Raw genomic sequence first — 11990 nt, forward strand, 5'->3', positions numbered from 1 at the left:
CGTTACGTTAATGAGAAATAACACCCAACGGGTGAAAGTTTGTAAGTAAATATTCGACTTTGTCTATAGATTGACAAATTTTTATTATTTCTCACAGAGACACGGAGTCACAGAGGGCAAATGACTCGGGTTCTCTGTGACTTTGTGCCTCTGTGAGAGTATTTTTATCTTTTCTGAAAACGTAGTCGAATGTTTACGTTTGTAATAGTAAAACATCCTGTAATCATTAAACCTAAAAGGTACAAGGTAAAAACCTTAAACCCTACACCTTAAACCTTTAAAGGCTAATCGCTAAAGGCTAATCGCTAAAGGCTAATCACTCAGTTTAGGTTAAATCTAACACCGTAATCGAGCAAAAAGAACATTTTTCAAGGCAGCCTTGAATCAGACATTGAAACGGAAATTTACTATATCACCATCCTTTACCACATATTCCTTCCCTTCAAGACGAAGCAGGTTTTTCTCTTTTGCCCGCCCCATCTCTCCCCCGCAACCAACAAAATCATCATAGGCCAGCACCTCTGCCCGAATAAAACCTCGCGCAATGTCAGAATGGATCTTACCCGCAGCCTTCAATGCCGTGGTTCCCGCGGTGATTGTCCATGCTTTCACTTCATCTTTACCCACGGTAAAAAAGGGTATCAGCCCTAACAACGAATAAGAATGTCGGGCCACCAGCTCCAGGGCCGGCGCTACAATCCCCAAATCATCCATAAAAGCCTGACGATCTTCATTATCCAACTGGGAAATTTCCATTTCAACTTTTGCTGACAAGGCAATAACATCGGTATTAGCCCCGGTCATCTTTCCTTTTACCGCCGCGACAATATCCTCTTTTTCTTTGGCATCAGCTTCTTCATCCACATTTACCACGATCAATTCCGGCCTTTGTGATAGAAATTGATAGGTATTCAGTACGAGTAACTCATCTCGGGAAAATTCAAGATCACGCAAGGATTTTTCATCCTCAAGCGCTGTACGACAGCGGGCGAGGATCTGCTGTTCTTTCAGCAGCAGATCCTTATCCTGCCCCTTCTTCAAGCTTGCCGCAATCCTTTCAAGTCGCTTCTCTACCAGTTCCAAGTCAGCAAACAATAATTCCATCTCTACTATTTCGGCATCCAGCGCCGGCGCCACCCGATTCTCATAGGCAGGAACTGTTTCGCTTGAAAACCCCCTCACCACCTGAATCAGCGCCTGCACATCCCGCACCTGATTACACACCCGACGCCCTGGAGAGTCTTTACCCCCTCCGGGAACAATACCCAACATGTCAAACAATTCCATATCCGCGTAGGCAGTCTTCTTTGGTTCATACACCTGTACCAAATAGTCGATACGTGGATCCGGCACCCTGACCATGCCAACATGAGGTTCCGGCTTGACCGTCACAACCGGACTGGAATCCTCACTCATACCGGTCAATGAATTAAACAAAGCCGTCTTCCCTGTATTAGGTAAACCCAAAATCCCTATGCGCATAAACACCTCAATAAACTCAACAATCTGATTCTGCCAGCAATGTAGCCGCAAAGCCACTTCATCACGCAGCCCAGCCTTAGAAGAACACCACACCCTTACCGGATAATAATGACTTTCACTAATGTTTCACGTGAAACATCTAAATATCACTAAAACAGAAGCCCTGACCCAGGGTCGTCGTGACATAAAAAAGAGGACACCAAGGTCCTCTTTTTTTATTAAACATACCGCGTCATACTATCCTACCCATCATTCATTCATATTCCGGCCATACTTTGCCGGCGGCTATTTCCCGCAGAGCCATAACAATAGGCCGATTTTTATAATTCTCTACCAGTGGCTCCTGCCCCTTAAATATCTTTTTGGATCTCCTCGATGCCAAGACAACCAATTCAAACCTATTCTGCACCTTTGCTAAACAATCTTCAACGGTTACTCGCGCCATATCACACCTCTTTCCATTTTTTACTATACTATTATATTACCTGAGCTGAGCTACTAGCGGTTAGCGGTTAGCCATTAGCATTTAGCTTTTAATAATCAGGGCTTTACGTTGATTAGCAACAACTCCCCTCGGGTGAATATGTATAATATTAAACACCTTGTAATTATTGAGCTAATAGCTGAGTGCTAAAAGCTAATCGCTTTATTTAGGTTTTAGCAAGATATCCTGCCTGAAACAAAAAATCCCGCTGCCGAACCATCCGACAACGTTCACTGATTACCAGGCAACAAAGACTATTTGCCGCCTCCTCTATACGGTCATTGATTATCAGATAATCATAATCAACCCCTCGGGTTATTTCCCTTTCTGCATTTTCCATCCTTAACTTCACAACATCCTCAGCATCAGTGCTTCTATCCACCAACCGTTTTTGCAGAATTTGCTTTGAAGGCGGCAGAACAAACACCAGGACAGTACGCTCAGGCATCAACTTCCGGACTTGGAGTCCCCCCTGGACGTCAATATCAAGCAATACATCCTGTCCGGCATCCAAGAGGTCCTGAACCGCGTGTCGACTTGTACCGTAAAAGTTTCCATGAACTTCCTCCCACTCCAAAAAGAATCCTTCTTCCACCAGGCTTGAGAAACCGGAGCGGGTCACGAAATGATAATCAATCCCGTCCCGCTCATCACCTCGCGGTCTCCTGCTCGTATACGATACTGAATATACCAGATTCTCCATGCGGTCAAGACACAAACGACCCAAAGTACTCTTACCTCCCCCCGAGGGAGAAGATAAAATCATCAACAAACCTGATGGAGCCATTATTTCATCATCCCTAAGAAATGTCGACAGGAACAAATCTCAACTTGAATTATGATATAAGAAAACTATTGCAGAATGTTCAATTAAAGTTACTTCCAGCGCGACATCCTAAGGGTAACGTCCAGGATGACGCGCAAGGCATGGTGGACTATATTACTTGTCGCCGTCGATGGCTTGGTTGTGGGTCTTCTTGCCCCCTTGTCTCTTCACCTGATCCAACGTCTTGCCGTCTTTGTATTTCCATTCCTTCCAACCATTGGCTCGACGGCCCAGAACTACAGCAGCAGCTATGCTAGGCGATGAGAAAATGTGATCTTGGTTGAATTTATAAACATTGTTGGCCTTGTCCAGAACACCATCGTCGATCAACTGAGTACGCCAGTTCTTCACATACGGTCCAGCCGATTGGGTCTCTTGTAGATTGCAGAGTGAGCCTTTGAATACCACGAGACCGTCTTCCGTGTATTCACCCTCGGCCTTTGCTGCTTTGCCCTGGCAGTAAAGAATATCTTTCTTCTGGGGCTTTTTAATCTGGTCGAAGATCGGATAGCCAAGAGTGGCAACCAGAATTTTGATAGTGTCAAAATTATCGAGGAGATCCGCCTCCATAGACTCAGAAACGAAAGGTCGGGTGGTCACAGTCTGGTCGAGTTTGTAGCGCCCGGTCTTCTGGGCCTCCTCGTGACAAAATGACTCCAGAAACTTGACATGAGTCTTTGTGAAATACTGGGTTCTGGAGATGATAGCGATAGCGGTGCTCCAGAAGTCCTTCTGTTTATTCTGCTGTTTGAGCCTGGTGAGGCATTCCTCGGCTTCTCCCACATAGAGCATTGGTTTGCTGTCCTCATCAGACGTGCCGATCAGGAAGTACACACCGACGTTCTTCAATTCAGCTCGTTTTGCTGCCTCATCCAGTTTTGCTCGCGGGAAAAGAACGGCCTGCACCGTACGACTGGTAATCTCGGCAATCTTAAGACTACGCGGATTGCCGTCTGGCAGAAACACTTGAATTGTCTTGCCTATTATCATGTTCTACTCTTTCCCCAACATTATTATCATCTAGCCATATTGACCTGATAAATTGATATTTAGGTAATATTGCCTTGATGAAAAAAGTTGCTATTCCGGGAAACTATCCGTATTGATGAACCGATGAGCAATGGTTTCTGCCTGAATAGCTGATAGAATCACATGATCACTGTCAGTAATGATCAACGCCCTGGTTTTACGCCCCTGGGTGGCGTCTATTAACTTACCTCGTTCACGAGCATCATCCTTCAGCCGTTTCATCGGCGCTGAAGATGGGGTGACAATGGCAACTATCCTGGACGCTACAACAGTATTGCCCAAACCAATATTCAACAACCATCGCTGGTTGCTATACTGCCGGTTTTCTTTCATCAACTTCCCTCTTAACAACTGGATAGCCCTACAGTATTAAGCTACATTTTGCACTTGTTCCCGCAGTTTTTCCAACTCATCTTTAACCTGGACAACCAACTGCAGTACCGGCAAAGCCGCAGCCTTTGAGCCTATGGTGTTAGTCTCTCGCAATAATTCCTGAATTATAAAATCCAGCTTTTTTCCTCTGGGGCCAACCTGCTCTCCTATGGTCATGGAAAACTGCTGACAATGACTTTTGAAACGAACCAGCTCCTCCGTTACATCAGCTCGTTCGGCAAGCTGCGCCGCCTCCTGATAAATACGTTCATCATCAATCGGCGCCAAGCCATCCAGTAAGCTTTTCATCCGACCCACGAGTTTATCCCTGATCAATTCCGGAAGTCCCTGTACCGACTTACTGATTTCATCAAGCAAAGATTCCAACTTCTTGCAACGCATCAGCAAATCTTCCTGCAATATCTCGCCTTCTGTTTGCTGCATCGCCCTCAATGATTGTAAAGCTTTTTCTATGACCAGCAGATATTGATCTGTATGCTGGCTGACCACCTTAGCATCAACGCTGCGTTTCAATAAGACTTCAGGCTGAGCGACAATTAATGACAAGGGGATATTCATCGACTCCAGAGTAAGGTCCTGCTGCAGTTGTAAAAAGGCATTTTTATAAGCACGGGCCAAGCCGAGGTCCACCTGAAGAGAAGTTTCCTCGGCATCCGGGTTCCTGGTTATTGAAAGACTCAGTTCAACTTTTCCCCGCGCCAACAATTTTTTGATCAGTTGACGGACTTGAGGTTCCATATAAGAACAAATTGACGGGGCCTTAAAACGAAAATCAAGATAGCGTGAATTAACCGAACGCGCGGTGACCATAACCGTATATGGACCGACCTCTGCCTGGGCTTCTCCATAACCTGTCATGCTGAGCAAACTTTCTGCCATTATGATCTCTCCTCTTTTGCCCGCCAGTCAACCATGCTTTCTCCGGCAACCAGATCATTAAAGGTTTCGCGGCGCCGAATAACCTGATATTGATTCCCAATTACCATTATCTCAGGCACTCGTAGTCGTGAGTTATAATTTGAGGACATGGTAAAACCATAGGCCCCGGAGCTCATCACCGCCAGCAGATCCCCTGAGTTAAGCGGCGGCAAAAGGCGCTCTTGTGCCAGAAAATCCCCTGACTCACAAATGGGACCAACTACGTCAACGGTTTTTTTGTCAATTTCCTTCCCAGCAAATTCACGCAGCGGTAGAATATTTTGATAAGCGTTATAAAGACTTGGACGTACAAGATCGTTCATTCCAGCATCAACAATCACAAAGTTTTTTGTCACCCCAACCTTAGTATAAAGCACCCTGCTCACCAATATCCCCGCATTTCCTACCAAAGCCCTTCCGGGTTCCATAATTAACAGGCAACCCAAGTCTTTGACCACCCCCGTCACCGCTTTAGCATATTCCGCCGGCAATGGCGGTTTTTCGGCATCATAGGTAATCCCCAATCCACCACCAATATCGAGATAGTGAATATCTATTTTTAGTCGGCGAAGTTCTTCAATCAGTGATTTTATCCGCTCCAACGCATCACGAAAAGGACTGACTTTTGTCAGTTGGGAACCTATATGGCAATCTACACCAACTACTTTAATATTTGGCAGATTGGCGGCCCGTTGATATAAAGGCACCGCTTCAGAGATGGGGATACCAAATTTATTCGCGCTTAAACCCGTAGAAATATATGGGTGGGTCTGGGGATCAACGTCAGGATTAATCCTGAGTGACACAGGAGCAACCATATCTCTCTTTTCGGCCAGCTGATTGATAAGCTCAAACTCCTGGGAGGACTCAACATTAAACATCAAAATACCGGCATCCAGGGCGGCATTAATTTCACCCACCGCCTTACCCACCCCGGAAAAAACGATTTTATCGCCCTCAACCCCTGCCCGCAGGGCCCGGAAAAGCTCCCCACCGGAAACCACATCACATCCACCTCCTAAGGACGCGAAGAGGGAAATAACACTGAGATTAGAACAGGCCTTGACTGAATAGCAGATCTGATGATCCAAATCCCCAAAGGCATCATTAAATGCCTGGTAATGGCGAACCAGCGTTTCATGACTATAGAGATAGAAAGGAGTTCCTTCCTGCCGCGCAATTTCAGCAACCGGCAGCTGCTCACAAAACAGCTGTCCATCCTGATAATGAAAAGAATTCATTTACTGATCCTTATTTACCGGTAATCCATAAAAATACTCTTGGCGTTACTATTTCTCAGGCTGAACTCCTGGCCAGGTTATTACTTGATAAACACCTCGCGCTCTGGTGAAAGCGGACTCTCATTATGCCTGGCCGAAGCATCCAGGGCTGAAATACGATAGACATAATGTCGCTCCGGCATTACCTGGACATCGAGATAATCGGTTGTCGTTGGCGGTACTTCGAGAACATAAGATCTGCCACTTTCCACCTCATACTTATGAATTCGATAAACCTTTATATCCGGTTCCTGGTTTGCCTGCCACGTCAGCTGCACCCCTCCCTGGAAGGGGAAAGCGGTAAATTCAGCTACCGGTGCCGGCGGAGTATAGTCTCCTGGAACAACAGATACGGGTATTGATCGACAACTTTCCCAGGGAGTGCCCTGAAAAATTGAAATGGCAGTAATTGCATATCGATATGGGTGCCAATCCTTCAGGCCCACATCCACATAAGATAGATCAGTTATCACCTCAGGAGTTATTAATTGCCATTTCTGACTGGCATCATGTCGATATACCCGGTAGCCATATACCTTGACCTGTTCCCCGGTAGCCTTATCAGGAAGGGGTTTTTCCCAGTTCAAAGTAACAATGGCGGGACCGGGCTCACAAGTAAGCGGCTTTGGGGGATCAAGGGGTTCATAACTATACACTTTAATTTTATTCGAAGTTTTACTCTGCCAGCCATGATTATTGCGAGACACCACTTTAATTGCCTGCAATAAATCCCGGGGAATAAGCGGCAAAGGATAATAAACCATGCCACTTTCAATATATCCCTGTTTTGGTCGGGGAAAATTAACTTCTGCTAACAGCTCAAATCCCACGTCACAGAAAACACACCCTTCATCTCCCTGTTTCAAGGTCTTGGAAAAAATGCTGAAACCTTTTATTTCCGCCGGCCGACTGCCATCGGCGTTTTCAGCTGGAATACTCCAAACCAGGTAGCGAGCCCCGGGACGAATATCAATTTTCAGATCGGTAACTGCCCGGGGGACCACCAAACGGGGCGGCACGGGATCTGCCTTTTTACCACAGGCGACAAGACCAATCAAAACCGCCATCAGGAGCAACCATAATGTTCTGTTTTTAGCCAAGTTCACCACCTAATCTGCATCCTGCCACTGCCGTTTCAACCGATCAAGCTGTTGCACAACCTGTTGTGGAGCTGTCCCCCCCCAAACATTCTTGCTACGAACAGCATCTTCCGCTGAGAGTAAAGAAATTACCTGCTCATCAAAATAGTCAGAAAACCGTTTCCAGTCATCAAGTGACATATCCTTAAATTGAAGTCCCTTTTCAAGGCAGTAAGCAACAATATTGCCAACTATTTCATGGGCCTGACGAAATGGCAGCCCCCGGCGAACAAGGTAATCGGCAATTTCGGTGGCCGTCGAAAAACCATATTCCACCTGCGTAGCCATGCTCTGACGGTTTACAGTCATAGACGTAACCAATGGTGCCATAATCGCCAGTGAACCTTTCACCGTATCGATAGAATCAAAAAGCGGTTCTTTATCTTCCTGCATGTCTTTATTATAGGCCAGTGGAAGTGATTTCATCGTTACCAGAAGGCTGACCAGATCACCAACGACGCGCCCGCATTTACCCCGAATCAACTCTGGCACATCGGGATTTTTCTTCTGGGGCATAATGCTGCTGCCGGTACAAAATGAATCCGCCAAAATAATGAAGTTAAATTGCACCGACGACCACAAGACCAGTTCTTCACAAAAGCGGGACAAGTGCAGCATAATCAAAGCGCCTGAAAAAAGCGTTTCAATGACACCATCCCGATCACTGACCGCATCCATGCTGTTGGCAGTCAGACCGGTAAACCCCAGCTCATCCACGACCATTTGCCGATCAATGGAAAAACTGGTACCCGCCAAAGCCCCCGAACCAAGAGGCATAATATCAGCCTGCTTTTCAGTATTTTCCAAGCGCTGATAATCACGTGAAAACATTTCCACATAGGCCAGCAGATGATGAGCAAAAAGCACCGGTTGCGCTTGCTGTAAATGGGTAAAACCAGGCATGACCACGTCTTTTGTGGCCTCAGCCTGAGTAATCAAAGCATTTATCAAGCCCTTGAGCAAACTTTTAATCCCTGATATTTCTTTTTTCAGATAAAGGCGGATATCCAGGGCCACCTGGTCATTTCGACTGCGGGCCGTATGAAGCTTGCCGGCAAGTCCTGCCCCGATCAAATCAGACAGGCGGGATTCAATATTCATATGAATGTCTTCCAAGGGGACGGAAAAAACAAATTCTCCTTTTTCAATTTCCTCACGAATATCCTGCAATCCGGAAATGATCTGGTCCGCCTCCTCGGAACTTATAATCCCACACGAAGACAACATGCGACAATGGGCTATACTTCCCAGAATATCTTCGCTATATAGCCGCTGATCAAAGCCAATAGATGCCGTAAATTCTTCAACCAGCTTGTCAGTTCGCTCGCTAAATCGTCCACCCCATGGTTTTTGCGTACTCACAATCAACCTCGTAAAAATATTTTGGCTTTTAACCGCAATCTGAACTTCGCCGGGAATCAAGTTCTCTGGCGCCGAGGGCCAAAAATAGCTGAGCCCACCCGAACATAGGTAGCGCCCTCTTCCACCGCTACCGGATAATCATGAGACATTCCCATGGACAGGTGACAAAAGACCTTAGGATCAACCAATCCCCGGGCAATACTATCATCCCGCAGTTCACGTAACTGTTTATAATAGCAGCGACTTTCTTCCGGGTCAACAACATAAGGCGGAATTGTCATTAAGCCTTCAATTTTTAACCGGTGGAAATTGGCAATCTTCTCCAAAAAAGCTGGTAAAGCTGCTGGATCTACACCTGATTTCGTCGATTCATCGCCCAATTTCACCTGCAGCAATACCGGGATAACCATCTGCTCCCGCTCAGCCTTTTTTTCTATTTCCTTGGCCAATCGCAACGAATCCAGACAGTGGAAAAGATAGAAACCCGGATTCCAGTAACGAACTTTATTCCGCTGTAAATGACCAATAAAATGCCAACGTATATCTTCATATGATGAGGTCCGCGATATCTTGCTGATCATATCCTGTATGTAATTCTCACCAAAATCACGGAGACCTGCTTCATAGGCCGGAAGATTTTCCTCCCAGGTAAAGGTTTTTGAAACTGCTATCAGGGTCACTCCAGCAGGATCTCTTCCCACCCGCTGACAAGCAGCAACTATCTGCTTTTGAACCGCCCTGATCCGCCCGGCAATGCTTTTTCCTTTTACTGGTTCATAATTCACTTGTATTTACCCCGACAATCCCCAAATCAAGCAGATCCGTCAATACCCGGTGTAGAGGAAGTCCAATTACCGTCGAATGGGCGCCATCAACCGCGGTTACAAAAGCACCTCCGATCCCCTGCAAAGCATAGGACCCGGCTTTGTCCATCGGTTCCCCGGTCGCGACATAAGCTGATATCATCTCTACAGACAAAGGAAGTAGCAGCACCCCGGCCTGTTCTAACCTGGTCATGAAAACCTCTTTCAGCCGATTGACCAGGGTATAGGCAGTCATAACTACATGCCACCGGCCGGCGATGGAACTAAGCATGGCACAAGCCTCATGGGTATTTCCCGGCTTCCCCAAAACCGCACCATCCTCCCGCACCACAATGGTATCAGCTGCCAGCACCCAGGATTTTTCATATTGGTCAGCCACCGCATTGGCTTTATCGCCAGCCAGACGACAAACAAAATCAGCCGGCGTTTCTCCCACCGTAGCCTCCTCTGGAACTGCGGCCTGAATAATACTGAACTCAAGCCCGAGATTTCGTAGTAAGTCTCTCCGTCGTGGAGACGCAGAACCCAGAATTAAAGGCTGGTATTGTACCAATAATGTTTTAGACCCGGGATCAGATTGCATATATTAATTCGGTCTCAACTTTCTGAGTTGTTTGCCAGGGACACATCAACAGGATGTTCGGGCTTGGCTCATAGGGGTATTGGCCGCCTGGGTGGGGACAGTTTTAAAATTGTCCCCCATTGTGATTCGTGGCGGACGCCTCGGAAGCCGGCCATGGACGGCCGGCGAGAATGAGCGAGAGCCATGCCGGAACAGCCGGAATATTACGTTAGCGCACCCCACAAACCCAGCTGTTTATGGCAACTCAGAAAGTTGAGCTCGGTGAAATAATACTCACCTTCCAGTAGTTGGTGTTTGCTTATCGACACTTGTATGCAGATAGAAATAAAGAACGATTCCCAAAGCAAATAGCCCCAGGCTGATCCACTGGGAAGTGGCTAGCATCCAAAATCCGCCCCGTGGATCTCCGCGAAAAAACTCAATGATAAAACGACCTGTCGAGTAAAGCAGAAGATAGAGAACCGCCAGTTGGCCAATAAAAGACTGTTGGCGCCGTTTCAAAATCAGCACCATAAAAATTATCCCGTTGGCCGCCGCATGATACATCTGCGTCGGATGCAAAAAAACATGCAAAGGCGCAAGGCTTTGAGGATGGGTGAATTGGATGGCAAAAGGCAAACTGCATGCAGCACCATAGCAACAACCGGCGGCTAAACAACCAAAACGGCCGACAGCCTGGGCCAGCACCAGCGCCGGTGCGGCAATATCCGCAATAAGCCATATAGAAAGACGGTAAAAACGTAAACGGAAATAAACCGCGGCTACCGCGGCAATAAAACCACCATAAAACACCAGGCCGCCACGCCAGATATATATAATTTCCACCGGGTGGAAACGGTAATAAGAAAGATTAATCAATACATAAAGCAGGCGGGCTCCAAGAATGGCAAACAGCAGGGCATAGAAAAAAAGGTCATAAATGATTTCCGCGTCCAGGCCCTCACGCTTCCCGGCCTTCACCGCATAGATCATAGCCAGCAAAAAACCGGCAGCCACCATAACCCCGTAGGTATGGATGGTCAGGATACCCCATTTGAGTAGTATCGGGTGCATTAATTTCCTTTTCCCGCGTCAAACAATCGACCTTGGCAGTGTATACTCATAGATACAGTTCAAACCCGGGATTTTCCAGGGCTGGAAGATGAATCAGGGACAATGCCGGCCTTTTTTCGGCTTTGAACCAACGCATCAAACAATAATAATAAAACGCCTATAGTAATGGCCGCATCTGCCAGATTAAAGGCCGGCCAATGATAGGTCTGCCAATAAAAATCGAGGAAATCAACGACTTTAGAAAAACGGAAGCGATCAATCATGTTGCCGAGCGCCCCACCGAGAATCAGACAAAAAGCAACCATCATCCATCGACTCAGGTCTTTTACAAAAAAATAATACCACAGAAGGGCAATGACCGTAATTCCCGAAAGCAGAAGTAAAGCAATCACTTTCCAGGCCGCCGGAGATTGAGAAAAAAGACCGAAAGCCACACCTGGATTCAAAACCAGGGTCAGTGAAAAAAAACCGTCAACAACCTTCATTGAATAAACCCGGGATAGATGAGAAAGAACGATGGCTTTGCTGACCTGATCCAAAGCGACAACACCGCCGGCAACCAGCCCCAGCAGCAATAAACGTTTTAAAAATCTATTCTTCCGCAATAATACAGCCAA

General features: G+C 46.6%; 13 protein-coding genes. All 13 read right to left on the reverse strand.

Annotated elements, in window-relative coordinates; genetic code table 11:
• Positions 1–384: 384 nt before the first annotated feature.
• Positions 385–1482, reverse strand: a complete 1098-nt coding sequence (gene ychF, locus U9P07_13105; GenBank protein ID MEA2110343.1) for a redox-regulated ATPase YchF — start codon at positions 1480–1482, stop codon at positions 385–387.
• Positions 1483–1735: 253 nt separating this feature from the next.
• Positions 1736–1927 carry a DNA-directed RNA polymerase subunit omega gene (gene rpoZ, locus U9P07_13110; protein MEA2110344.1) on the reverse strand — a complete coding sequence of 64 codons (192 nt, stop codon included), beginning with the start codon at positions 1925–1927 and terminating at the stop codon, positions 1736–1738.
• A gap of 205 nt (positions 1928–2132) precedes the next feature.
• Positions 2133–2753: a guanylate kinase gene (gene gmk, locus U9P07_13115; protein ID MEA2110345.1), complete on the reverse strand. Its 621-nt coding sequence runs from the start codon at positions 2751–2753 to the stop codon at positions 2133–2135.
• Positions 2754–2906: 153 nt separating this feature from the next.
• Entirely contained in the window at positions 2907–3782 is an 876-nt protein-coding gene (locus U9P07_13120; GenBank protein MEA2110346.1) for a GIY-YIG nuclease family protein, read from the reverse strand.
• 90 nt (positions 3783–3872) lie between these two features.
• Positions 3873–4154: a DUF370 domain-containing protein gene (locus U9P07_13125; GenBank protein MEA2110347.1), complete on the reverse strand. Its 282-nt coding sequence runs from the start codon at positions 4152–4154 to the stop codon at positions 3873–3875.
• A gap of 36 nt (positions 4155–4190) precedes the next feature.
• The gene (locus U9P07_13130) at positions 4191–5093 is read right to left on the reverse strand and encodes a YicC/YloC family endoribonuclease (GenBank protein MEA2110348.1); all 903 of its coding nucleotides are present in this window, start codon (positions 5091–5093) and stop codon (positions 4191–4193) included.
• Entirely contained in the window at positions 5093–6373 is a 1281-nt protein-coding gene (gene lysA / locus U9P07_13135; GenBank protein ID MEA2110349.1) for a diaminopimelate decarboxylase, read from the reverse strand. Before lysA ends, U9P07_13130 begins: the two co-directional genes overlap by 1 nt.
• Before the next feature lie 80 nt (positions 6374–6453).
• Entirely contained in the window at positions 6454–7512 is a 1059-nt protein-coding gene (locus U9P07_13140; GenBank protein MEA2110350.1) for a fibronectin type III domain-containing protein, read from the reverse strand.
• Positions 7513–7521: 9 nt separating this feature from the next.
• Positions 7522–8913: an argininosuccinate lyase gene (argH, locus tag U9P07_13145; GenBank protein MEA2110351.1), complete on the reverse strand. Its 1392-nt coding sequence runs from the start codon at positions 8911–8913 to the stop codon at positions 7522–7524.
• A gap of 56 nt (positions 8914–8969) precedes the next feature.
• The gene (locus U9P07_13150; protein MEA2110352.1) at positions 8970–9698 is read right to left on the reverse strand and encodes a YggS family pyridoxal phosphate-dependent enzyme; all 729 of its coding nucleotides are present in this window, start codon (positions 9696–9698) and stop codon (positions 8970–8972) included.
• Positions 9688–10320, reverse strand: coding sequence for a nucleoside triphosphate pyrophosphatase (locus U9P07_13155; protein ID MEA2110353.1), 633 nt, complete (start codon positions 10318–10320; stop codon positions 9688–9690). Before U9P07_13155 ends, U9P07_13150 begins: the two co-directional genes overlap by 11 nt.
• A 273-nt stretch (positions 10321–10593) precedes the next feature.
• A complete protein-coding gene (lgt, locus tag U9P07_13160) occupies positions 10594–11373 on the reverse strand; it encodes a prolipoprotein diacylglyceryl transferase (protein MEA2110354.1) in 780 nt (259 codons plus the stop codon).
• Positions 11374–11432: 59 nt separating this feature from the next.
• A complete protein-coding gene (gene lspA / locus U9P07_13165; protein ID MEA2110355.1) occupies positions 11433–11990 on the reverse strand; it encodes a signal peptidase II in 558 nt (185 codons plus the stop codon).

It is taken from the genome of Pseudomonadota bacterium (genome assembly GCA_034660915.1).
In the GTDB taxonomy this organism is placed as follows: Bacteria; Desulfobacterota; Anaeroferrophillalia; order Anaeroferrophillales; family Anaeroferrophillaceae; genus DQWO01.